The 21925-nt window shown below is 61.4% G+C and carries 23 protein-coding genes; 12 read left to right on the forward strand and 11 right to left on the reverse strand.

Features of this window, described 5'->3' with window-relative positions; genetic code table 11:
- Nucleotides 1–8: 8 nt before the first annotated feature.
- Both ABSE61_RS11560 and ABSE61_RS11565 read right to left on the reverse strand, forming a co-directional pair.
- Entirely contained in the window at nt 9–1382 is a 1374-nt protein-coding gene (locus tag ABSE61_RS11560; protein ID WP_423871235.1) for a PleD family two-component system response regulator, read from the reverse strand.
- A gap of 11 nt (nt 1383–1393) precedes the next feature.
- Nucleotides 1394–1759, reverse strand: coding sequence for a response regulator (locus ABSE61_RS11565; protein ID WP_215606327.1), 366 nt, complete (start codon nt 1757–1759; stop codon nt 1394–1396).
- A 224-nt stretch (nt 1760–1983) separates the two neighbouring features.
- On the opposite strand from ABSE61_RS11565, the gene ABSE61_RS11570 reads away from it, so the two are divergent.
- Entirely contained in the window at nt 1984–2277 is a 294-nt protein-coding gene (locus tag ABSE61_RS11570) for a DUF3572 domain-containing protein (protein ID WP_423871305.1), read from the forward strand.
- Nucleotides 2274–3572 (forward strand): DNA polymerase IV, encoded by a 1299-nt coding sequence (locus tag ABSE61_RS11575; protein WP_423871236.1) that lies wholly within the window; start codon nt 2274–2276, stop codon nt 3570–3572. Before ABSE61_RS11570 ends, ABSE61_RS11575 begins: the two co-directional genes overlap by 4 nt.
- Nucleotides 3573–3581: 9 nt before the next feature.
- Here ABSE61_RS11575 and ABSE61_RS11580 read toward each other — a convergent pair whose 3' ends face one another.
- A complete protein-coding gene (locus tag ABSE61_RS11580; protein ID WP_423871237.1) occupies nt 3582–4457 on the reverse strand; it encodes a cell envelope integrity EipB family protein in 876 nt (291 codons plus the stop codon).
- Nucleotides 4458–4657: 200 nt separating this feature from the next.
- Between ABSE61_RS11580 and ABSE61_RS11585 the strand changes: the two genes are divergently transcribed.
- The 4 genes from ABSE61_RS11585 to ABSE61_RS11600 all read left to right on the forward strand — a co-directional run bounded on the left by ABSE61_RS11585 (nt 4658) and on the right by ABSE61_RS11600 (nt 7605).
- The gene (locus ABSE61_RS11585; protein WP_423871238.1) at nt 4658–5125 is read left to right on the forward strand and encodes a RidA family protein; all 468 of its coding nucleotides are present in this window, start codon (nt 4658–4660) and stop codon (nt 5123–5125) included.
- A 17-nt stretch (nt 5126–5142) separates the two neighbouring features.
- Nucleotides 5143–5889 carry a glycerophosphodiester phosphodiesterase family protein gene (locus tag ABSE61_RS11590; RefSeq protein WP_423871239.1) on the forward strand — a complete coding sequence of 249 codons (747 nt, stop codon included), beginning with the start codon at nt 5143–5145 and terminating at the stop codon, nt 5887–5889.
- A 64-nt stretch (nt 5890–5953) separates the two neighbouring features.
- Entirely contained in the window at nt 5954–7165 is a 1212-nt protein-coding gene (locus tag ABSE61_RS11595; RefSeq protein WP_423871240.1) for a GNAT family N-acetyltransferase, read from the forward strand.
- A gap of 14 nt (nt 7166–7179) precedes the next feature.
- Entirely contained in the window at nt 7180–7605 is a 426-nt protein-coding gene (locus ABSE61_RS11600; protein ID WP_423871241.1) for an HIT family protein, read from the forward strand.
- 155 nt (nt 7606–7760) lie between these two features.
- On the opposite strand, the gene tsaA is transcribed toward ABSE61_RS11600, so the two are convergent.
- The 5 genes from tsaA to ABSE61_RS11625 form a co-directional block, all read right to left on the reverse strand.
- A complete protein-coding gene (gene tsaA / locus ABSE61_RS11605) occupies nt 7761–8252 on the reverse strand; it encodes a tRNA (N6-threonylcarbamoyladenosine(37)-N6)-methyltransferase TrmO (protein WP_423871242.1) in 492 nt (163 codons plus the stop codon).
- 167 nt (nt 8253–8419) lie between these two features.
- On the reverse strand, nt 8420–9400 hold the full coding sequence (locus ABSE61_RS11610; RefSeq protein WP_423871243.1) for a Bug family tripartite tricarboxylate transporter substrate binding protein: 981 nt from the start codon (nt 9398–9400) through the stop codon (nt 8420–8422).
- Nucleotides 9401–9459: 59 nt separating this feature from the next.
- Nucleotides 9460–9804 (reverse strand): AzlD domain-containing protein, encoded by a 345-nt coding sequence (locus ABSE61_RS11615; RefSeq protein ID WP_423871244.1) that lies wholly within the window; start codon nt 9802–9804, stop codon nt 9460–9462.
- On the reverse strand, nt 9801–10538 hold the full coding sequence (locus ABSE61_RS11620; protein WP_423871245.1) for an AzlC family ABC transporter permease: 738 nt from the start codon (nt 10536–10538) through the stop codon (nt 9801–9803). Before ABSE61_RS11620 ends, ABSE61_RS11615 begins: the two co-directional genes overlap by 4 nt.
- Nucleotides 10539–10649: 111 nt before the next feature.
- The gene (locus ABSE61_RS11625; protein WP_423871246.1) at nt 10650–11675 is read right to left on the reverse strand and encodes a transglycosylase SLT domain-containing protein; all 1026 of its coding nucleotides are present in this window, start codon (nt 11673–11675) and stop codon (nt 10650–10652) included.
- A 109-nt stretch (nt 11676–11784) separates the two neighbouring features.
- Between ABSE61_RS11625 and ABSE61_RS11630 the strand changes: the two genes are divergently transcribed.
- From ABSE61_RS11630 to ABSE61_RS11655, 6 genes are all read left to right on the forward strand, one after another.
- Nucleotides 11785–12720 (forward strand): glycine/sarcosine/betaine reductase selenoprotein B family protein, encoded by a 936-nt coding sequence (locus ABSE61_RS11630; protein ID WP_423871247.1) that lies wholly within the window; start codon nt 11785–11787, stop codon nt 12718–12720.
- A gap of 145 nt (nt 12721–12865) precedes the next feature.
- The gene (locus tag ABSE61_RS11635; RefSeq protein ID WP_423871248.1) at nt 12866–13222 is read left to right on the forward strand and encodes a PilZ domain-containing protein; all 357 of its coding nucleotides are present in this window, start codon (nt 12866–12868) and stop codon (nt 13220–13222) included.
- 94 nt (nt 13223–13316) lie between these two features.
- Nucleotides 13317–14510 carry an alpha/beta hydrolase gene (locus tag ABSE61_RS11640; protein ID WP_423871249.1) on the forward strand — a complete coding sequence of 398 codons (1194 nt, stop codon included), beginning with the start codon at nt 13317–13319 and terminating at the stop codon, nt 14508–14510.
- Between the two features lie 170 nt (nt 14511–14680).
- Entirely contained in the window at nt 14681–15709 is a 1029-nt protein-coding gene (locus tag ABSE61_RS11645; RefSeq protein ID WP_423871250.1) for a TRAP transporter substrate-binding protein, read from the forward strand.
- Nucleotides 15710–15741: 32 nt separating this feature from the next.
- A complete protein-coding gene (locus tag ABSE61_RS11650) occupies nt 15742–16239 on the forward strand; it encodes a TRAP transporter small permease (protein ID WP_423871251.1) in 498 nt (165 codons plus the stop codon).
- Between the two features lie 12 nt (nt 16240–16251).
- Nucleotides 16252–17535: a TRAP transporter large permease gene (locus ABSE61_RS11655; protein WP_423871252.1), complete on the forward strand. Its 1284-nt coding sequence runs from the start codon at nt 16252–16254 to the stop codon at nt 17533–17535.
- Between the two features lie 6 nt (nt 17536–17541).
- Here the strand turns inward: ABSE61_RS11655 and ABSE61_RS11660 are convergent, their stop codons facing one another.
- From ABSE61_RS11660 to clpS, 3 genes are all read right to left on the reverse strand, one after another.
- Nucleotides 17542–18459: a dioxygenase family protein gene (locus ABSE61_RS11660; RefSeq protein ID WP_423871253.1), complete on the reverse strand. Its 918-nt coding sequence runs from the start codon at nt 18457–18459 to the stop codon at nt 17542–17544.
- A gap of 93 nt (nt 18460–18552) precedes the next feature.
- Nucleotides 18553–20967: an ATP-dependent Clp protease ATP-binding subunit ClpA gene (clpA, locus tag ABSE61_RS11665; RefSeq protein ID WP_423871254.1), complete on the reverse strand. Its 2415-nt coding sequence runs from the start codon at nt 20965–20967 to the stop codon at nt 18553–18555.
- A 275-nt stretch (nt 20968–21242) separates the two neighbouring features.
- On the reverse strand, nt 21243–21575 hold the full coding sequence (gene clpS / locus ABSE61_RS11670; protein ID WP_423871306.1) for an ATP-dependent Clp protease adapter ClpS: 333 nt from the start codon (nt 21573–21575) through the stop codon (nt 21243–21245).
- Between the last annotated feature and the right edge of the window lie 350 nt (nt 21576–21925).

The following is a 21925-nucleotide window of genomic DNA, read 5'->3' on the forward strand; positions in this document are numbered from 1 at the left end:
GGCCTGCTTTAGGCGGCGTTCGCCACCACGCGATTACGCCCATCGTGCTTGGCGCGGTAAAGCGCCGTATCGGCGCGCTTGAGCACGTCGGCGACCGCCTCGCCCTTTCGCTCCAGCGTCGAGAGCCCGATCGAGATCGTGACTTCGATGCGCTTTTCGCCTTTGTTGACGGCGAAGGGCTCGCCGGCGACCGAGCGCCGCAAACGCTCCGCCACCATGCCGGCGACATGCAGATCGGTTTCCGGCATCACGATCACGAACTCCTCGCCGCCATAGCGGCAGGCGAGATCGATGCCGCGGATCGACTTGCGCACGCGCACCGCAAATTCACGCAGCACGTCGTCGCCGGCATCGTGACCGTAATTGTCGTTGATCGATTTGAAGAAGTCGATGTCGAGCATCATCAGAGCCAGCGGCTTGCCGCGGCTCGACGCCTGTTCGGCCAGCGTCGCCAGATGGCTTTCCATGTAACGACGATTGTGCAGGCCGGTCAGGGCATCGGTAATCGCGGCTTCAATCGAGTTCTGCACGTTGTCGCGCAGGTGATCGGTATAGCGGCGCTTGCGGATCTGGGTGCGGGCACGCGCCAGCAGCTCGTTCTTGTCGACGGGGCGCAGCAGATAATCGTTGACGCCGATCTCGAGCCCGCGGAGCAGCCGCGTATTGCTGTCAGCTTCCGCAATCGCCAGAATCGGCACGTGACGCGTGCGCTCGAGCGAGCGCGCCTGGCTGCAAAGCCGCAAGCCGTCGAAATTGTCGAGACCGAGCGAAACGATCAGCAGGTCATAGTTGCCGTCGGCGGCATGAAACAGCGCCTCGGCCGGATTGGCTTCGACATCGACCTTATGCTCGGTGCTCAGGACCGGAGCCAGCCGCTCATAGGAGGACGGCCGATCGTCGACCAGAAGGATACGGCCTCCCTTGCCGGTATCGGCCACCGCGCTGCGCTCCGGCGCCTGCACGCCGATTTCGAGCGAGGTAATGGCGCGCATCCGCAATTCGTCGGTCATCATCTTGAGCCGGGTCAGCGAACGCACGCGCGCGATCAGGACCACGTCGGATACCGGCTTGGTCAGGAAATCGTCGGCGCCGGCCTCCAGGCCGCGAACGCGGTCGGCTGGGCTATCAAGCGCCGTCACCATGACGACCGGGATGTAATGGGTGGCGGGGTTCGACTTCAGCCGGCGGCAGACCTCGAAGCCATCCATGTCCGGCATCATGACGTCGAGCAGGATGATGTCGCACTCGGCGCGCGCGCACATCGTCAGCGCTTCGGCGCCGCTAGCTGCGGTGAGCACATCGAAATATTCGGCCGACAACCGCGCTTCCAACAGTTTGACGTTGGCGGGAACATCGTCGACGACAAGAACGCGCGCGGACATTTCAAACTCCCCTATCCAATAAACCGTCGGACGGTCTCGATAAACTTGCCAACCGAGATCGGCTTGGACAGATAAGCCTCGCACCCGCCCTCACGGATACGCTCCTCGTCGCCCTTCATCGCGAACGCAGTGACCGCCACGACCGGAATGGAACGCAACTCCGGATCGTCCTTGATCCATCGCGTGACTTCGAGACCCGATACCTGCGGAAGCTGGATATCCATCAGGATCAGATCGGGACGAAGCTTGCGCACGAGATCGAGCGCCTCGAAACCGTTGCTGGTGCCGGAAGTCTGATAGCCATGTGCTTCAAGCAGATCGCGAAAGAGCTTCATATTGAGCTCGTTGTCCTCCACGATCAGGACGGTTTTTGCCATCCCGCCCCTCCACTCCCGGCGACACGAACCTTCAAGGCGAAGCCCCAAAAGCCGCTCGGCCCGTCAAAAAGTGAAATCAAACTAGCGCCAGATTCGCTCTAACCCGTTAAGCCGAAGTCCAACTTTCCAGACGTGGTTGTCAGTTGCTTGAACAGTTTCCGCAGACTCGGGCATGATCGTTTGGAAAATAGAAACCATAAGTTACGGAAAGGCAAATGGATCCCTTGAGAAAACCCACACGGAACCCTCGGGAAGTTGCTGAAATTGTTGCCGTTCAGGCGCTTTCCTTTATCGCAAGCGAGCCCGAGCGGCTGGGGGCCTTTCTGTCCGAAAGCGGCCTCGGACCCGAGACGCTGCGCAGCGCGGCCGCCAATCCCCAATTCCTGGCGCATGTGCTGGATTTCGTCATGCGCGACGACGCCACCGTGAAGGCATTTGCCGCCGTATCCCAACTTCATCCGACCAACATCGCCGCGGCCCATCAGGCGCTGATCGATCCAGGTTTAGAAGTGCCGTGACGCCCCCCTTACCGGCATCAGCAGACGGACCGACCTGCTTTTGCCGGGACTGCCTCCATGATCTGGAGTTCTCAGCCAGGCGGTGCGGCAATTGCGGCTCGCCGCGGCTGGTGCGTCACCGTGCACTCACTTCGCTGAACTTCGCCCATATCGATTGCGACGCCTTCTATGCCACGGTCGAGAAGCGCGACAATCCGGAGCTCGCCGACAAGCCGGTCATTATCGGCGGCGGCAAACGCGGCGTGGTCTCGGCCGCCTGCTACATCTCGCGCACCTTCGGCGTTCGCTCGGCGATGCCGATGTTCAAGGCGCTGGCCCTCTGCCCTTCAGCGGTCGTGATCCGGCCCGACATGGCCAAATATGTCCGGGTCGGCCGCGAAGTGCGCCACGCGATGCAGGCGCTAACGCCGCTGGTCGAGCCACTGTCCATCGACGAAGCGTTTCTCGACCTCAGTGGGACCCAGCGCGTTCACGGCATGATTCCCGGCAAGGTGCTGGCGCGCTTTGCGCAGCAAATCGAACGAGAGGTCGGTGTCACCGTTTCGGTTGGGCTTTCCTGCAACAAGTTTCTCGCCAAGATCGCCTCCGACCTCGACAAGCCGCGCGGCTTCGCTACTCTCGATCAGGACGACGCGCGCGTCATGCTGGCGGACAAGCCGGTCAGCTTCATCTTCGGCGTCGGACCGGCCACGCAAGAGCGCCTGGTCCAGCGCGGCTTTCGCCTGATCGCCGATTTGCAACGCGCCGACGAAACCGAGTTGATGAAGCAATTCGGCGGCGAGGGACAAAGACTGTGGCGGCTGGCGCGCGGCATCGACGACCGGCGCGTGGTAGCCGATCGCGGCGCCAAGACGATCTCGAGCGAAACCACCTTCGAGACCGACATCCGCGATTTTGCAACCCTCGAAAGACTGCTGTGGCGGCTGTCGGAGAAAGTCTCAAGCCGGCTCAAAAGCAGCGAACTGGCAGGGTCGACCATCACGTTGAAGCTGAAGACGGCCGATTTCCGACAACGCACCCGTTCGCAATCGATTCATGCCCCGACCCAGCTCGCGGCCAAGATTTTCGCGATATCGAGAGAGATGCTGGCAAAGGAAATCGACGGCACCGCCTTCCGCCTGATGGGCGCGGGCGTCAGCGCCCTTCGCTCCGGCAGCGACGCCCACGACACCGACATGCTGGACCGGCGCTCGGCGGATGCGGAACGCGCCATCGACGGCCTGCGCAAGAAATTCGGGGCGGCCGCGGTGATCAGGGGGATTGCCTATGAAGGGCCGGAAAAAACCGAAGAATAGTTCAAGCCGTCATTTGCACGGCTTGGAATCCTTGACGTTGAATTTTCCGAGCGCGCCGGAAATCACGAAGTCATTGTAGTCGAGCACCAGCGCCCGGGAGACGCCGTTTTCGAACAGCTCGAACGACATTGCGTAAAGCGGCGTCTGTTCGCCCTCTTCCGGCTTGGCGTCGTGATCGTAATAGCTCACCGTCACCGGCCAGCGGGTTGTCGATTTCATCACGTCGTTTTCGGTCGAGGGATCGGGCGAGGCAATGGTCTGATCGCCATGGATCGGCTGCCCGATCACCGCAAGCGTTGAGAAGACCTTTTCGCCATTGTCCGAACCGTCATAGACGGTCTGCTCCAGAATGGATTTGCCTTCCTTCGCGGCGGCAATGATGTGCTGAATCTGCTCGGTCGGGAATACGGTCGAGCCATCGAGATTGAAGGTCTTGGTCTGCGGCTGCTTGAGCTTGACGGAGATATGGTCGCCGACCCGTTCCGCGATCCCGTCGATCGGGCCGGTATCGACATCGTTCATCCGCGAGTCGATCTTGAAGCGGTAGGTCTTGCCGGCGGCATCTTCCCAGGATGTCGAACGCAGGTCCGACAGCGTCACCTTGTTCTCGCCATTGTCCATCTCGGACACCTGGCGGAATTCGGAGGTGTAGCCCTCGCAGGCGCTGCCCGTGAAGCTGTAGAGGATGCGGCCGTGAGCGCTGCTGATCGAATTGGATCCCCGCGACTTCAACAGGGTGAGTTCATAAAGTGCCTGGTGGGAAAGAAACGCGCCGTTGGCGGCGGCCTTGGCGCTTCCGGACAATCCCGCAGCCAATGCAGGCACGGCCAAAGTCAGCACCAACGATCTGGTGCTGCGGGACAAAGTCTGGAATGCGCGGGCCATGATTCATTCCTTAGATGATTTCACGAGGATATTCACCGACTCATTGCACCGCAACTGCGGCCAAAAGGCGGAAAATGTTGACTTGCCATGTTTTTCAGCATCGCTCCATCCGCCAGCCCTTCGCTTGCAAGTAGGGGCCTGATGCGCGAAACAATGTGAGCTGGTAATACGGGTGCCGGCAGCATCAAGCGGGGACGAACATGACGGGGACGGTCGAACAAAAGCTGGCATCACAGGGCATCACCCTGCATGAACCGCCGAATCCGGTGGCCAATTACGTGCCCTTCGTGCGCAGTGGGAATTTGCTGTTTGTATCCGGCCAGATTTGCCTCGGCGCAGACGGCAAGCTGATCGCCAAGGGCAAGCTTGGTGCCGGCGTGACCGTCGAGCAAGGCAATGCCGCCGCGCGCGGCTGCGCCATCAACCTTCTGGCGCAGGTCAAGGCCGCGCTTGGCCACCTCGACAAGGTGGCGCGGGTGGTTCGCCTTGGCGGTTTTGTCAATTCCGCACCTGATTTTCTGGATGGGCCAAAGGTTCTCAACGGTGCCTCCGACCTGATGGTCGCAGCCTTCGGCGACAAGGGCCGCCATGCCCGCACCACGGTCGGCGTGGCCTCGCTTCCAGCTGATGCCTCAGTCGAGGTCGAAGGGGTGTTCGAGGTCTCATAAGCAGGAGGCCCTTTCCGATGCGCGCCCCCGACTGGCTGACGGCGCGACCGGTGGCCCATCGCGGCCTGCATGATCGCGCCCGCGGCATTATTGAAAACATGCCAAGCGCGGCGCTCGCCGCCATCGACGGCAATTTTGCGATTGAATGCGATGTGCAACTCACCGGCGACGGTGAAGCCATGGTGCATCACGACGATGCGCTCGGCCGCCTCACCGAGGGTTCGGGCGCCCTGCTCGGCCTGACCGCGACAGCTTTGAAGGAAGTTCGCTTCAGGGGCACTTCAGAGCGGATGATGTCACTGGCCGACCTCTGCATCCTGGTCAGGGGACGCGTTCCGATCGTCGTCGAGGTCAAGAGCCATTTCGACGGCGACCGCCGGCTGGTGAAACGGATGGCGGAAGTGCTCGCCTCTTATTCCGGCCCAGTGGCCGGGATGTCATTCGATCCGGACCAGGTGGTCGCGCTTCGAGAAATGCTGCCGGAATCGCCGCGCGGCATCGTTGCGCAACGTCACTATACGGAAGCCGATTGGCCGGAGGCCACGCCAGCCCAACGCGCGGGCATGAGGCACCTGAAACACTTCTTGCGCACGCAGCCGCAGTTTGTCGCCTATTGGGTCAATGATCTGCCGGCGCCCGCGCCCTGGATCGCACGGCATATGTTCGGCCTGCCGCTCCTGACCTGGACGGTGCGCACGCCCGAGCAGCGGACGCGTGCGGCCCGCTATGCCGATCAAATGATCTTCGAGGGGTTCCAGCCTTGACAGGCGGACCTTGAAGTCCGCACCGCCTTGCACGATCTTAAACATAGGTCAGCGCGAACTATCGATGGATTCATCCGAAATCACCCTCGAAGCGGTTTCTTCCATCAGCCAGATTCCGGCTGAGGAATGGGACGCCTGCGCCAATCCGCCTGTTGCGACCGAAGGCTCTCGCGAAGGCTCCAAAAGCTCTTACAACCCCTTCGTTTCGCACGCCTTTTTCTCGGCCCTCGAGGCATCCGGATCAGCGGTCCCACGCACCGGCTGGGGGCCGCGACATCTGCTCGCCCGCTGCGACGGCGCGATCGCCGGCATCGTGCCCTGCTATCTGAAATCGCACTCGCAAGGCGAATACGTATTCGACCGCGGCTGGGCGGACGCCTATGAGCGCGCGGGCGGCAGCTATTACCCGAAACTCCAGGCCTCGGTTCCCTTTACGCCGGCCACCGGCCCTCGCCTTTTGATCCGCCACGACGTCGACCAGGACGAAATCCGAAATGCGCTTGCACGAGGGCTCGTCGGGCTGTGTCAGGCTACGGAGGCGTCCTCCGTGCATGTGACATTTGCACGCGAAGCCGAATGGAAATTGCTGGCAAGCCACGGCTTCCTGCAACGGACCGACCAGCAATTCCACTGGCACAATCAGGATTACCGCAGCTTCGACGACTTCCTCGCCACGTTGAATTCGCGTCACCGCAAGGCGATCAAGCGCGAGCGGCGCGAGGCGGTCGCCAACGGCATCACCATCCACGCGTTGAACGGCAGCGACATCACCGAGGAAGCCTGGGATGCGTTCTTTGCGTTCTACATGGAGACTGGCTCGCGCAAATGGGGCCGGCCCTATCTGACACGCAGTTTTTTCTCGCTGATCGGCGAAACCATGGCCAACGACGTGCTGCTGGTCATGGCGAGGCGCAATAATCGCTGGATTGCCGGCGCTATCAACTTCATCGGTTCTGAGGCGCTGTTCGGCCGCAACTGGGGCGCGATCGAGCATCACCCGTTCCTGCATTTCGAGGTGTGCTACTATCAGGCGATCGACGATGCGATCACGCGGGGCTTGAAAACGGTTGAAGCCGGCGCGCAAGGCGAGCACAAGATCGCCCGCGGATATCTGCCTCAAACCACCTATTCGGCGCATTTCATCGCCGACCCAGGCCTGCGTCACGCCATCAAGGACTATCTCAAGCGCGAGCGTGCCTATGTAGCCGAGATGGGACGCGAACTCACCGCGGCCGGACCGTTTCGTAAAGACAACGGCGCTTTGGGCGACGATTAGATCAGGAGTTTTTCATGCCCGCTTACGATCCGCAAAATCCCTTCGCCAAGATCCTGCGCGGCGAATTCCCCTGTTACAAGGTCTATGAGGACGACCACACGCTCGCCTTTCTCGACATCATGCCGCGCTGTGCGGGCCATACGCTGGTGATCCCGAAGGCGCCTGCCCGCAACATCCTGGATATTACGGCTGAGGATTTCGCCCACGTCGCGCGTGTCTCCCAGAAGATCGCGCGCGCCGCAATGACAGCGTTCGATGCGCAGGGCATCACCGTGCAGCAATTCTCGGAACCAGCCGGCGGACAGGTGGTGTTTCACCTGCACATGCATGTGATGCCGCGCCATGACGGCGTGGCGCTGCTTCCGCCCGCGAGCCGCAAGGAAGACGGCAAGGTGCTTGAGGCAAATGCGGCCAAACTGATCGCGGCGTTGAAGGGGTAAGAACTCAAACTCCCTCCCCAAGGGGGAGGGTTGGGTTGGGGGGTCGACCCAAAATTCGGTTCGAAAGATGACCCTCACCCGGATCGCACTGGGCGATGCTTCGCATCGGCAGGGGCGATCCGACCTCTCCCTTTCAGGGAGATGCGAAGAGCAGATCACTCCCCTTCCGTATCCCCACCCCTCTGCGCCGCGAGCGGTGAGAAATCGCAACGGTCCGGCTTGAGATCGATCAGCGGGGTTTCGTCGAGGCAATCGAGGCCGCGCACCAGCACGCTCGATCCCTCGATGCCGACGAATTTGACGATCGAGGTGCCGATCGGATTGGGTCTGACCGGTGAGCGCAGCGAAAACGTACCGCGCGTCTGTCCGTTTTTGTTCGGGCGTTGCACCACGAGATTGCGTGGCGAGCGATGCAGCCAGTAGATCACTTCCAGATGCGCGTAGAAATCGACGCCCTTGAGCGCCGGCACCCATGCCTCGAAAATCTCGATCCGGCAGATAGGGCCATCATGGCTGCCTTGTCGCGGTGTTTCCTCGCGCAATTTCCAAGGGGTGCGGATGCGGCCGATGAAGACGAGACCGGCATCGCCGGCCTCGGGCATGTCGACGGCGACCTCCCCCTCGCGCAACTTGATCTCTACGGTCATCGCTCTAGTGGTCCGATTCTAACATTCGTATCCCTTCGCAGCGGTCGCTTTTGCGAATGTTAGAATCAAAGGACCACTAATAATATAAGTTTCTAGTGGAGTTTTGGATTTGACATTCGCTTGACGAACTCGTGGCCAGGTAGGTAGCGAATGTCAAATCCACTCCACTAGTCCAACGAAATGTTCCGGTCCTTGACCACCGCCGACCATCGCGCGCGATCGGCTTCGATGAACTTGGCGATCTCGGCCGCGCTTTGCGGTCGCTTTACCGAATAGCCGATTTTCTGAAGCGACGCACGAAACGCATCGTCGTTCAGGGCCTGGTCGAGGCTGGCCTTGATGATTCCCGCAACATTCTCGGGCACCTTGGCTGGCACGGCAATCGCGAACCAGACGCTAACGAGGTAATCGGGGAAGCCGCTTTCGGCGATGGTCGGCACATCAGGCAATTCGGAGCGTCTTTGCGCCGAACTCACGCCGAGCGCCCGCAGCGACCCGGCCGTCACCGGAGGGTACGCCGTGCCAAAGGAATCGAACATCAGCTGGACGTTTCCCGCGAGAAGATCGACCATGGCGGGACCGGCTCCCTTGTAGGGCACGTGTGTCATCTCGATGCCGGCCATCTGCTTGAACATCTCGCCCGCGAGATGAATCACGCCTCCCGTTCCGGCCGAGGAGAAGCTGAGTTTTCCCGGATTCTGTTTGGCGTAAGCCACAAATTCGGCAACGGACTTCACTGGCAGAGAGGGGTGGACCTCCATCACGAGAGGGTCTTCCGTGACGATCGCCAACGTCCGAAAATCCCGATCGGGATCGTAGGCCAGCTTCTTGTAGAGCATGGGATTGAGCACAAACATCGAGCCGGAGACGACCAGCAGCGTGTACCCGTCCGCGTCACTCCGCGCGACCGCCTCGGAACCGATCGCGCCTTGCGCGCCAGGCTTGTTCTCGACGAACGCCGCCTGCTTGAGATCTCTCGCGAGATAATCCGCCACCACTCGCCCGACCACGTCGGTCGGACCGCCGGCAGCATAGGGGACCACGAGGCGCAGCGGCCGTACCGGAAATTCAGCCGCACTTCCCGCCGCAGCGAAAAAAGCCGCAGCGACAAACGCACCGATCAAGGCCGACTTGAAGTGTCTGCCCATTGCCGTTTCCTCCGCTGACGATGTTACGTCAGCGGCTGATCAAATCAGCAATGCGGCGATCAGCCAAGCCACCATTTTCCCGCGAGCATCAGGAACTCGCCGGAAACCACGCCGGCGAAGATCGACCGCCGCGTCAGCATGAAGACGATAAAACCTGCGACGACCGCGCCGTAGCGCAAAAGGCCGGGGACGCTCGCCAGCGCTCCCGGCGGGTGCACCAAAATCTCCGCGATCACGCCGGCCAGAATCGCGGTTGCGACCGCCTTGACCCACACCAGGAGATCAGACCCCTCGTCCAGCCCACTGCCGAGCCACAGTCCAAGCATGCGCCAGATCTGGTTCGGGATCACGCCCGCCACCAGAAGCAACAGCAGCGCGTGCCAATTGCCGAGGAAATCGCTCATGCGCTCTCCCGCCATTTATGGACGACAAAGGCAATGGTGCCGGCCGCAACCCCGCTGATCAGGATATCGAGGCCGCTGTCGAGCAGCGACGCCAGGGGATAGAGCGCAAGCCCGAGTCCGAGCGCCAGCCCGTCCGCGAGTTCTCTGGAGTTGCGCGCGGTGGAAAACAGAAACGCCAGCGGCGTCAGCAGCAGGATCGCCGAGCCGAATGTCTGTGTCAGGTTCGCGGCCAACTCATAGCCGATGGCGGTCGCGACCAGACCGATCAGCGCCAACCCACTGCCGAGCCCGTGGACAAAGGCGATACGACGCTCGCGCGGCACATGCGGCAGGAAGCGGTAACATTCGACCCAGAGCGTCACCGCAGTAAAATGCGCGACCAGCACAAGCTGTCGCCGCTTGGTCTGTGGCGTGCGCATCATCGGAAGCACCGCGACCACCATTGGAAACAGCCGGACCGCGCTCACGGTCACCGCGATCGCCGATTGCACGACGGAGGCGCCCGAGGCCAAAGTCGAGATCAGGATGATCTGCGCCGGCCCCGCCCAAACCAAGAGCGTGGCCAGCAAGGCCCAGGCCAACGAGAAATGCGTGTCATGGGCAAGTGCGCCGATGCCGATATAGGTGACGAACAGCACTGCCGAGAGAATGGTCCACCGAACCGCAGACATCCCCAACGCGTATGCGCGCAGGGGCTGATGCCATTGGGGTGAATCGAGCGGCGGAAAGACCATGTGAGCATGAACATTGCGTGAATCGAGGCGGCATAACGCTTTCGATTTGCATGCGCGTCAAGCGATCGCAGCCTCACGGCTGGCATGCAGAGTCGTCGTCAGCTCATAAACTCACGCCTTGAAATTGCGCAACACAAAACAGGCGCCGCCGGCACGGCGAATACGATTGCAGAGATCGTCGGCGGCCGGCCTGGTGTCGGCACCGATACGCACCTGATAGAACGGCCGCATGCCGCGGTGACGGTTCTGCGTACTAAGCAAGGTCGGCGTCTGGTCGCCGACCACGCTGCTCAATCGCGACACCGCACGCGAGTACATCGCCATCGCCAGGTCGCGATCGAATCCTCCGGCCAGCTGTACGCCCCACGGCTTAGCCGCGCCGAGCTCCACGCTCTGCTCGAGCCGGCTGACAAAATAGTTCGGCGCGCGCTTGAGCAGCGCCATCAAATCCTGGCAGGTCGTATGCACGGCCGCGCGGTCGGATATCCGGCCGCCCCGGCCGGCGGTCTGCCATTCCTCGACCGTGGCGCCGGTAATGCTTGAGACGTAATGGCGGGTCTCCTGCGGCATCGAGCCTGTGCCGGCGAGCCATTCCTGCACCCGCCGCGGCCCGGCATTATAGGCAGCCGCTGCCAGCCCGAGATTGCCGAACTGGCCGCGCAACTGGCTGAGGAATTCGGCGGATTTCGGCAACGCCTGGACCGGATCGAAGGGATCGAGCAGCCGCCGCTCGTTGGCCGTGCCCGGCATGAACTGCGCGATGCCTTGCGCGCGCTGGCCGCTGCGGGTCATCGGCCCCATGGCGTCGGACTGAAAGCGGCTTTCCTGCCAGATGACGCGGGCGAAAAACTCAAGCGGCAGATCGTTGGCGCGAGCCGCCGCTTCGATCATCAGACACACGGCCTCCCTTGTGTCGGGATCTGCCGGCTTCTCAGATGGTTTATCCGCCGCATTCTCCGATGGCTTGTCTTGCGGTTTGTCCTGCGATTTCTCTTGCGGATCGGTGGCCGGCGCTTCCACGCCAGGCTTCGCGGCCGGCGAACCGTCGTTCACGGGCGCGGCCTCCTGCGCGGCCGCGCTCGCGATCAACGTGACCCAAACCAGAAATGGGACCAGCGAACTTTTGGAACCTTGCATGGCAGTCCACTCTTGCATTGCCGTCCTGCCCTTCGACGTACACCATCCTTGACACCGGCCATGCGCCGTTTAGCTATCGTTGGATGATGGCGCCTTGATGAGAGTTTATATGGATAGCTCTTCTGACGACCGCACCGGCTTTGCATCGGACGAGAATGCGCCGATCCCCTATATGGCGCGCACGCGGGAATATTACGCCGCGATCGGCTACACCACGCCCTATCGCTGGGCGCATTATGTCGAGGCGCCGTTCCAGCCGTTGCGCAAGCCGCTCGCGCAGTCACGCGTTGCCCTCATCACCACCGCCGCGCCGTTCGACCCCGCCAAGGGTGATCAGGGGCCCGGCGCCAAATATAACGGCGGCGTCAAGTTCTATTCGGTCTACGACGGCGATACGTCGAAGCTGCATGATGTGCGGATTTCGCACGTCGCCTATGACCGCGTGCACACCTCGGCCGAGGACAGCGGCACCTGGTTCCCATTGCCGCAACTGCACCGGCTCGCCGCCGAAAACCGGATCGGCGAGGTCGCACCGCGTTTTTTTGGCGCGCCGACCAACCGGAGCCACCGCGTCACGATCGAGACCGACGCGCCTGAGATTCTCGCCCGCTGCCGGGCCGATGGCGTCGACGCCGCGGTTCTGGTGCCGAACTGTCCGGTCTGTCACCAGACGGTCAGCCTGGTCGCCCGGCATCTCGAGACCAACGGCATTCCCACGGTTGTGATGGGCTGCGCCAAGGATATCGTCGAGCACGCCGCGGTGCCCCGCTTCCTGTTCTCCGACTTCCCGCTCGGTAATTCCGCCGGCAAGCCGCAGGATGTGGCCTCGCAAGCTTTTACGCTGGAGCTGGCGCTGCGCGTGCTGGAAACCGCTCCATCCGCCCAAACCACCGTGCAATCGCCGCTACGATGGAGCGTCGATCCCGCCTGGAAACGCGACTACAACAACGTCGCAGCCTTGAGCGCCGAGGAACTTGCGCGGCGCCGGCGCGAATTCGACGCCCAGAAAGAAATTGCTCGCAACCTTCGCGAGACGGCGGCCTAAGTCTTCCAAAAATCGTGCTTAATGCCGCGGCCTGCGACATGATTTTCCTAACATCGATTTACGTTAACGCGGCTTTTTGGCTGCGCTGCCCTTTCTTGCGCCACCGGCTCGCGTAAAAGTCCGGCTTTCGATTGGGAGCTTTTCGATGCCGGAACGACGCCAGAGCGCGCGCGACAAGGTTATTTATGGCGGGGTCGCGGAGATCGCCGACAATGGAACGGCACGGGATTGCGTGGTGCGCGACATCTCCGAGCACGGCGCCCACCTCGAATTCAACAACGCAGTGCGCCTGCCCAAGGACTCGTTGCGGCTGACGATCGCGCGCAAGGGACGCTCTGTCATGGCCCGGATCATCTGGTGGCGCGACAATTTCGTCGGCGTGGCGTTCAACCCGGAACAGTCTTACGAGTTGCCCGGCTCGGATCTCGCCGAACGCCTGCGCAAAAGCGAAAAGAAAAAACGCCAGTTGCAGCGCCGCATCAAGGAATTGATAGAAGGCTAAGCCTTCAGGCTTTGCCGTGGATCATCTGGCGATCCCTTGTTTCCCCTCCCTCGTCCGCCCATAATCGCGACGTTACCGGGAGGAAAACAAAAAAATGCGCCTGTTCTTGATAGCCGCCGCCCTGATAGGGCTTGCGAGCGAAACCGCCTCGGCACAAACCGCCGACCGCACCATCGACGAAATCAAGACCGAAACGCTCGCCCGTGCCCAAACCGGCGCTTATCCTGCGTTGGGTATCCAGCCCGTTGACGCCAGCGAGGCGCTCTCCCGTATCAAGAGCCGTGAGCCGGATGATTGGGCGGCCGCCTGGAGCGCGGTTGCAGATACCTATATGGCCAAGGCCAAGGCCGCCACCGACCCCAAGGAAGCCGACGCCAATTTTGTGCGCGCCTGGCGCCTCTATTATTTCGGCCAGTGGCCATCGCCCACCTCGGCCGGCAAGCAGGCGGCGTATCAGAAGGCGGTCGACGCCTATCTGCAGCATGCCCGTTATTTCGATCCGCCGCTCGAAGTCGTGCACATCCCTTACGGGGACAGGGAAATCGTCGGTTACTTAAGATTGCCCGCCAACGCGCCGCGCCCGGTGCCTCTGGTGCTGGCGATTTCGGGTCTCGACAGCCGCAAGGAAACCGTGGCCGAGACCTATGCCGCCGCCATTCCCGAAGGAATCGGGTTCTTCGCCGTCGACAGCCCCGGCACCGGACAAGCCCCGCGCAAGGCGGACGAGAGCGCCGACGAGATCTACTCGCGCGTCCTCGATTATCTCGCGACCCGGAGCGAGATCGACAAGAACCGCATCCTCGTGCATGGCCAGAGTTTTGGCGCTTATTGGGCCGCCAAGCTCGCGCACACCGAGGCCAAGCGTCTGGTCGGCGCGGTCACCCAATCGCCGCCGATCCATCGCACATTCCAGGCCGATTTCTTTCGCGGCCGGATGTACACGCGCGAATATTTGTTCGACCTCGTTCCGGCGAGCCTGTTTGTCTATGGGATGAAATCGGCCGACGAGTTGATCGCTTTCCTGCCGAAGATGTCGCTGCAGACCCAGGGCCTGCTCGGCAAGCCCACCGCGCCCATTCTGGTCGTGGGTGGCACCCGCGATACACAAGTGCCGATCGACGATCTCGAATTGCTGATCAACAGCGGCACCGAGCCGCGCGAAGCCTGGATCAATCCGGCCGGCGGGCATATGGGCCGCACGGCCAATACATGGCCGGACCCGGTGATCTTCAGGAAGATCATCCTGCCGTGGGAGTTGCGCCACCTCAACGCCAAGGCGACACCTTAAAGGCTGGCGCCCCTTCGCGGCTGCGAAGGTTGCGACCAATATGCCTCTTTCAACGGGACCGCACTTCTGTAAGCTCGCGGCCGGCCCGGCCGGGTTAATCCTGCCGGGCTGATAACGACAATAAAAAAATCAACAATAAAAAAAGCCAAAAAACAGCCGGAGGAAACCTGATGCCAGCCACTTTTGTGCGCCGCGCCACCCTCAATCGCCGCGCGCTTCTCGCCGCCGGCGGAGGCCTGGCGGGCCTTCTCGCCACCGGCCGCGCTCCCGTCTTTGCCCAGACCCAGCCGAAGAAACTGGTCTTTGCCCACATCAATGCCGTGCCGGAATCGGCGGCCGTGGCCTTCGACTGGATGGCGAAGGAATTGACGGCGCGGACCAACGGTGCGCTCGAAATGCAGTTCTTCGGCAAGACGCTGATCCCGCAAGAGCTCGAGATCATGAACGCGGTCAAGTCCGGCAGCATCGCGATGGGAAGCCCGGCCGGAGCCGCCGCCACGATATTTCCCGAGATGGGCGCGCTGCTCGTGCCTTATCTGGTCAAGGACTACGCCTCGGCCTATGGCATGCTCAACGGCCAGATCGGCGACAAGCTGAGCAAGCAGATCGAAGACAATTACAAGCTCAAGGTGCTCTGCTATTTCGACTATGGCTTTCGCCATTTCTGGACCTCGAAGAAGCCGATCATCGAACCGAGAGATCTGCGCGGCCTGAAAATCCGCGTGCAGCAGTCGAAGATTTTCGGCGACACCATCAATGGGCTCGGCGGCAACGCGGTGCCGATGGCCTATGGCGAGGTCGTCACGGCTGCGAAACAGGGCGTGATCGACGGCGGCGACCTGCCCGTCGTCAACATGAAAGCGCTCAAGATTTACGAAGTCTCGAAATACGCCTCCCTCACCTATCACAATTACGGCCCGACCAACGCGGTGATGAACCTCGACATCTGGAACGGGTTGACGCCCGATCAACAGAAACTGGTTCTCGAATTGTCGCGCACCGCGCAGGAAAAGATTCGCCAATTGACCGAGTCGGTGGACCATTTCGAGGAGGCCAAGGCCCTGCTTGAGCCGCTCGGGATGACCGTGGTCGAGGCCAAGGTCGACGAATTCCGCAAAGTAGCGCAGCAGAAGATCTGGCCGGCTTACAAAGCGCAATACGGCGCCCTGTGGGACGAGATCGAAGGCTTCAAGGCCTGAGCCCACTCCTCCCGCCGGAATTTTTGACACGCATGCTGCGGATCCTCAAAACCGTCCCGAAAATCACGGTCACGGCGCTGATCGTGCTCGCGATCGCCAACCTCCTGGTCGGCGTCATCCTGCGTTATTTCGTCGGCGCCATCACCGACTGGCTCGATGTCGATCCGGTACCATTCACCTGGGTCGAGGAAGTCGGCGAATTATCGCTCGCCTGGCTGACGCTGATTGGCGCCGCAATCGGCATTCGGTCGCGCTCGCATTTTTCGCTATCGGTGTTCGTGCATCGCCTGCCGGAGGCCACGCAGCTCTGGATCGGTTGCTTCAATCACGCGCTGATTGCGGGCGTCGGTCTCCTGGTCGCGTGGTACGGCTGGAAGCTCTGCCTGCTCAACAGCGCCTTGAAGACGCCGGGGCTCGAGATCAGCCTCGCCTGGCTCTATGCGTCCGCCGTTGTCGGCGGCATTCTGATTGCGGTGTATGCGTTGGCGATGATGATTTCGCCACCAACGCTTCAAGATCCGCAACACTAGGGCGCGTCGTTCATGCTGCTTGCTGCGGTCGCCGCCATCTTCATTTTCCTGATCCTGCTCTCGATGCCGATCGTGTTCGCGCTGGCGGTTGCCGGCATCGCGGGCTTATGGATTGGCGGCTATCCGATGCAGCAATTGTCCTCGGCGCTGGTCTCGGGCTCGCAAAGCTGGGTGCTGCTGGCGATCCCTGCCTTCGTTTTCGCCGGCAACCTGATGGAACGTTGCGGCATGAGCCACGCGCTGGTCGAGCTAGCGCGCGCGCTGATCGGCTGGGTCAAAGGCGGGCTTGGCATGTCGGTGATCGTGGTGGCTTATTTTTTCTCCGACATCTGCGGATCGAAAATGGCGGAAGTGTCCGCGCTGGGTTCGGCGCTGATGCCGCCGTTGACAAGAGCCGGCTACGACCCGCGCGATTCGGCTTCGCTGATCGCGGCAGGCACCGCGATGGGCATGCTGGTGCCACCGGCCATCTTCATGATCGTGATCGCCCAGGTCACCAACACTTCCGCCGTGGCGCTGTTCGTCGCCGGGTTCGTTCCGGCCATGGTCATGATGTTCTGCCTGATGGCAGTCGTCTACATCCGGGCGCGACAAAAGAACTGGCCGGTCGATACCAGACCCAGCTTCAAACGCCTCGGCGAAGCCGCACTTCATGCGGCCGTGCCGATGGTGGTGCCGTTCGTCATTCTCGCGGGCTTCATTCTCGGCATCATCACCGCGACCGAGGCCGGCGCGGTGGTCGCGGGCTACGCCTTTCTCGCCGCGAAGCTTTATTATCGCAACGTGTCCTGGCGCGAGATGGGCAGGATCGCCTACGACAGCGCCATCCTCACGGCGGCCGTGGTGTTCCTGCTCGCGGTCGCCTCCGTCTATCAATATCTGATGGGCGTGAGCGGCGTGCCGCAGCTCCTTGGCCAAATGCTGTCGCCGCTGAAGGGACATCCCTGGCTGTTTCTCGCGGTGACCGCGATCGTGAGCTGTCTGTTTGGAATGGTGCTAGAAGGCCTTCCGGCCGCGGTGGTGCTGGTCCCGGTGGTCTTTCCGATTTCGGAATCGATGGGCATTGATCCCATCCATTTCAACATCGTTCAGACTGCAGCGGTCGGAATCGGTCTCTTCCTGCCGCCGATGGGCGTTGGGCTATTGATGGCGCTTCGTTTTGCAAAACTAAACGTGAGCGAACATTTCCGGACCTATCTACCGTATATCTGTGCCCTCTTCGTCGGCCTCTTGCTGATCATCTGCATTCCCGAGATCAGCCTGACACTGCCGAGGCTCGCCGGCTTGATCCGGTAGGCTCAGCTATCGGCCATCTGCGGATGACACCTTGCCACGGATCGGCGCCGGCGGCCGTCTTGCCTCGCCCGCTTCCAGAACAAAACGCTGATCCAATGAAAACCAGGGCGTCGCGAAACCGAACTCGTCCGAAGCTTCGTCATGGCGAATGTAGTTACCGATCAGCGCACGCGTGACGCCGAACTGCACGTCCGAGTCGATATGCGGATCGTCAGGCGAATAGACTTGCGAGATCAGCGTCTTGAATCCCGGCTTGAAGACCATGAAGTGCAGATGCGCCGGGCGAAAGTTGTGGCGGCGCGTGGCGCGCACCAGTTCGCCGACGGGACCGTCCACGGGGATCGGATAGCCGGCCGGCTTGACGCTAAGGAAATGAAATTTTCCAGCGCCATCGGAAACAAAGCGGCCGCGCAGATTCATCTCGGCCTGCGTGGCATCCTGATTTTCATAAAGACCTTCCGGCGAGGAATGCCAGACGTCGATTTCAGCGCCGGCCACTGGTTTTCCGCCGGCGTCTTCCAGCGAAACGCGAACAAGGAGTTCCGGTCCCGGCGTCGGCGAACGCACCAGCGAGTCCCCGCTCGCGCAGGGCGGCTGGTCGTCGCGCCAGAACGGGCCGAGCATATTGGCCTGGGTTTCGGTCTGGCCGTGATTGCCGTTGTTGAGCAGGCAGACCAGCGGGGACACGCCGAGCGACCCCGCCATCAGCATCACCTCGTTATGCGAGGCGGTCGTCTTCTGCCCCATAGTTGCGATCACGCGCACCGCCTCGCCAAATTCGCGTTCGGTCAGGCGGGTCTCCCGCACAAACCCGTGGAGGTGCCGAACCAGCGCCAGCAGGATTTCGCGTAAGCGCTCATCTTCGACGCGAGAAACGGCCGCTTCGACCGCCTCGGTCACGTCAGCCTGATTTTCGATGATCATGTTCGTTTCCTCACGCGGCTTTCCGCCAGCTTGTTTTAACAAAAAGGCCGGCGCAACGCGCCGGCCTTTCGCTTTAAAACTGTATCGCCTGCTTCAGGCCTTGACCAGCGGCACTCGGGAGGCCGGGCCCTTCGACCCGCCACCGCCGGGGCCACTCGGCTTCGGCTTTCGGGGCGCCGACCGCTTACGCGCGCCCGGCAGCTTCTCGGGCTTCGGCGTCACCGGCCCCTCGACAAAATCGAAGCCGATCTTGTCCTGAGCCGTCGCTTCGTCCTTGACCAGCACAACGCGGACGTGACCGCCGCCCTTGAGCTTGCCGAACAGAACCTCATCGGCCAGCGGCTTCTTGATGTGCTCCTGGATGATCCGCGCCATCGGCCGCGCGCCCATCTGCTCATCATAGCCATGCTGCACCAGCCAGGCCTTGGCCGGCTCGGACAGTTCGATCGTGACGTCGCGGTCGGCAAGCTGCGCCTCGAGTTGAAGCACGAACTTCTCCACCACCATGCCGATCACGTCCGCATTGAGATGCGCGAACGAAACGATGGCATCGAGACGGTTGCGGAATTCCGGCGCGAACTGCCGGTTGATGGCCTCGTGGTCGTCGCCTTCCCGCTTTGAGCGCGTGAAGCCGAACGCCTGACGCGCCAGATCGGCCGCGCCCGCATTCGTCGTCATGATCAGGATCACGTTGCGGAAGTTGACCTGCTTGCCGTTATGGTCGGTGAGCCGGCCGTGATCCATGATCTGGAGCAGGACGTTGTAGAGATCAGGATGCGCCTTCTCGATTTCGTCGAGCAGCACCACGCAATGCGGATGCTGGTCGACGCCATCGGTAAGAAGGCCGCCCTGATCGAAGCCGACGTAGCCGGGAGGCGCGCCGATCAGGCGCGACACGGTGTGCCGCTCCATATATTCGGACATATCGAAGCGCAGCAGCTCGACGCCGAGCGACGCCGCCAATTGCTTGGCTACCTCGGTTTTTCCGACGCCGGTCGGACCTGAAAACAGATAACTGCCGATCGGTTTCTCCGGCTCGCGCAAGCCCGCGCGCGCGAGCTTGATCGAGGCCGAAAGCGACTCGATCGCCTTGTCCTGGCCGAACACCACGCGTTTCAAGGTCTGTTCAAGATGCTTGAGCACCTCGGCATCGTCCTTCGAGACGCTCTTGGGCGGAATCCGCGCCATCGTGGCGATGGTGGTTTCGATTTCCTTGATACCGATCGTCTTCTTTCGCTTGTTCTCGGCCACCAGCATTTGCGCCGCACCGGACTCGTCGATCACGTCGATCGCCTTGTCCGGCAGCTTGCGGTCGTGGATGTAACGCGACGACAGCTGCACCGCGGCTTCAATCGCCTCGTTGGTGTATTTCAGCCGGTGATAGTCCTCGAAATAAGGCTTTAGGCCCTTGAGGATCGCAATCGCGTCCTCAACCGTCGGCTCGTTGACGTCGATCTTCTGGAAACGCCGCACCAGCGCGCGGTCCTTTTCGAAGTGCTGACGGTATTCCTTGTAGGTCGTCGAGCCCATGCAGCGGATCGTGCCGGAGGCCAACGCAGGCTTCAGCAAATTGGAGGCATCCATCGCGCCGCCGGAGGTCGCGCCTGCGCCAATCACGGTGTGGATTTCATCGATGAACAGGATCGCGTTGGGATGCGCCTCGAGCTCCTTGAGCACCTGCTTCAAGCGCTCTTCGAAGTCGCCACGATAGCGCGTGCCCGCGAGCAGCGTGCCCATATCGAGCGAAAACACCGTCGCGGCCGACAGCACTTCCGGCACCTCGCTGTCGACGATGCGCTTGGCGAGGCCTTCGGCGATCGCGGTCTTGCCGACACCGGCTTCGCCAACGAACAGCGGATTGTTCTTCTGCCGGCGGCACAGCACCTGGATCGCCCGGTTGATTTCGGAGTTGCGTCCGATCACCGGATCAATCTTGCCGTCACGGGCCTTCTTGTTGAGGTTGACGCAATAGGTCTCGAGCGCCTCCCCCTTCTTCTTGGAATCCTCGTTGCCCTTGGTCTCGGTCTCTTCGTCAACACCGCGCACGGGACGGGCTTCCGACACGCCGGGCCGCTTGGCAATACCGTGGCTGATATAGTTGACGGCGTCGTAACGCGTCATGTCCTGCTCTTGCAGGAAATAGGCGGCGTGGCTCTCTCGTTCGGCGAAGATCGCGATCAGCACATTGGCGCCGGTGACCTCCTCGCGCCCCGAGGACTGCACATGAATGACCGCGCGCTGAATCACGCGCTGAAAGCCGGCGGTCGGCTTGGCGTCATCGGCGCCGTCGGTCACGAGATTTTCGAATTCGGTTTCGAGATAGTTGACGAGGCTGGTGCGCAGCTTGTCGAGGTCGACGCTGCAGGCGCGCATCACGGCCGCCGCATCGCTGTCATCGATCAGCGAGAGCAGCAGATGTTCGAGCGTCGCATATTGGTGATGACGCTCGTTTGCAATCGCCAGCGCACGATGCAGGGATTGTTCTAGGCTTTGGGAAAAAGTCGGCATTCGCGTCCTCTATGGCCCCCTGCCATCATGATCGCCGTTGGCCCGTGAGGCAACAACAACGTTTATCATATATAGTTGCGTACGATCGAGGCAAAAGACCGCCTCGCATATTTCTCCCCGCACGCTGATGTGAGGGGGAAAGATTACCTTTATTTTTCCGGTAAACCGGTCCTGCAAATCCTTGCCGGACTCGTTCCGATGCAAGACCCGTTCCGATTTCAAACTATGAAAAGCGGGAATACGTAAAAACCCGGCCTTTTGGCCGGGACGCAACATCACTTCTTTTCCATCACGCATTGCAGGGGATGCTGGTGCTTGCGCGCAAAGTCCATCACTTGCGTAACTTTGGTTTCGGCGATCTCGTAGGTGAAAATACCGCACTCGCCGATGCCGTGATGATGGACGTGCAACATGATCTTGTTCGCCGCCTCGGCATCCTTCTGGAAGAATTTTTCCAGCACGTGAACGACAAACTCCATCGGCGTGTAGTCGTCATTCAGGATCAGCACCCGATAGAGACTGGGCCGTTTGGTTTTCGGCTTCACCTTGGTGATAACGGACGTCGCCGGGCCGCCGGTTCCGCCGGAGCGGTTGTCATCGTTGGCCATCCGAGAACGGAATGCGGCAATCGACGACGGCTGCGGATCAGGACTGTTAATCAAGCGTAACATGGCGGGAGTGTTTTGAAGTCCTCTGGTAAAGCTGAATAACGATCGGGCGAGGTTCTCGGCGACGGGAACCATCGGCCAACTCCACAACACCCTCTTGACCGTCTACCAAGTTTTGGCCCGGCCGCTGACCGACCGCGCGAAAAAGAATATGGGTCCAGCACTGTCTGGCCGCAAGCTCGTAAAACATTCACGGTCGCTTGGCTTGCCAGCAAAACCGATTCCCCGCGCGGCGTCCCGGCCAGACTAGTCAATTCGTTACGCTTTGACAAAGCAGGTCGCGAACTCAC

The organism is Bradyrhizobium sp., from assembly GCF_049519115.1.
Taxonomy (GTDB): domain Bacteria; phylum Pseudomonadota; class Alphaproteobacteria; order Rhizobiales; family Xanthobacteraceae; genus Bradyrhizobium.

Coding starts and splice junctions, on each gene's coding strand:
- ABSE61_RS11560 (WP_423871235.1), bottom strand. CDS start 1,382: ATGTCCGCGCGCGTTCTTGTCGTCGACGATGTTCCCGCCAACGTCAAA.
- ABSE61_RS11565 (WP_215606327.1), bottom strand. CDS start 1,759: ATGGCAAAAACCGTCCTGATCGTGGAGGACAACGAGCTCAATATGAAG.
- ABSE61_RS11580 (WP_423871237.1), bottom strand. CDS start 4,457: ATGGCCCGCGCATTCCAGACTTTGTCCCGCAGCACCAGATCGTTGGTG.
- ABSE61_RS11585 (WP_423871238.1), top strand. CDS start 4,658: ATGACGGGGACGGTCGAACAAAAGCTGGCATCACAGGGCATCACCCTG.
- ABSE61_RS11590 (WP_423871239.1), top strand. CDS start 5,143: ATGCGCGCCCCCGACTGGCTGACGGCGCGACCGGTGGCCCATCGCGGC.
- ABSE61_RS11595 (WP_423871240.1), top strand. CDS start 5,954: ATGGATTCATCCGAAATCACCCTCGAAGCGGTTTCTTCCATCAGCCAG.
- ABSE61_RS11600 (WP_423871241.1), top strand. CDS start 7,180: ATGCCCGCTTACGATCCGCAAAATCCCTTCGCCAAGATCCTGCGCGGC.
- tsaA (WP_423871242.1), bottom strand. CDS start 8,252: ATGACCGTAGAGATCAAGTTGCGCGAGGGGGAGGTCGCCGTCGACATG.
- ABSE61_RS11610 (WP_423871243.1), bottom strand. CDS start 9,400: ATGGGCAGACACTTCAAGTCGGCCTTGATCGGTGCGTTTGTCGCTGCG.
- ABSE61_RS11615 (WP_423871244.1), bottom strand. CDS start 9,804: ATGAGCGATTTCCTCGGCAATTGGCACGCGCTGCTGTTGCTTCTGGTG.
- ABSE61_RS11620 (WP_423871245.1), bottom strand. CDS start 10,538: ATGGTCTTTCCGCCGCTCGATTCACCCCAATGGCATCAGCCCCTGCGC.
- ABSE61_RS11625 (WP_423871246.1), bottom strand. CDS start 11,675: ATGCAAGGTTCCAAAAGTTCGCTGGTCCCATTTCTGGTTTGGGTCACG.
- ABSE61_RS11630 (WP_423871247.1), top strand. CDS start 11,785: ATGGATAGCTCTTCTGACGACCGCACCGGCTTTGCATCGGACGAGAAT.
- ABSE61_RS11635 (WP_423871248.1), top strand. CDS start 12,866: ATGCCGGAACGACGCCAGAGCGCGCGCGACAAGGTTATTTATGGCGGG.
- ABSE61_RS11640 (WP_423871249.1), top strand. CDS start 13,317: ATGCGCCTGTTCTTGATAGCCGCCGCCCTGATAGGGCTTGCGAGCGAA.
- ABSE61_RS11645 (WP_423871250.1), top strand. CDS start 14,681: ATGCCAGCCACTTTTGTGCGCCGCGCCACCCTCAATCGCCGCGCGCTT.
- ABSE61_RS11650 (WP_423871251.1), top strand. CDS start 15,742: ATGCTGCGGATCCTCAAAACCGTCCCGAAAATCACGGTCACGGCGCTG.
- ABSE61_RS11655 (WP_423871252.1), top strand. CDS start 16,252: ATGCTGCTTGCTGCGGTCGCCGCCATCTTCATTTTCCTGATCCTGCTC.
- ABSE61_RS11660 (WP_423871253.1), bottom strand. CDS start 18,459: ATGATCATCGAAAATCAGGCTGACGTGACCGAGGCGGTCGAAGCGGCC.
- clpA (WP_423871254.1), bottom strand. CDS start 20,967: ATGCCGACTTTTTCCCAAAGCCTAGAACAATCCCTGCATCGTGCGCTG.
- clpS (WP_423871306.1), bottom strand. CDS start 21,575: ATGGCCAACGATGACAACCGCTCCGGCGGAACCGGCGGCCCGGCGACG.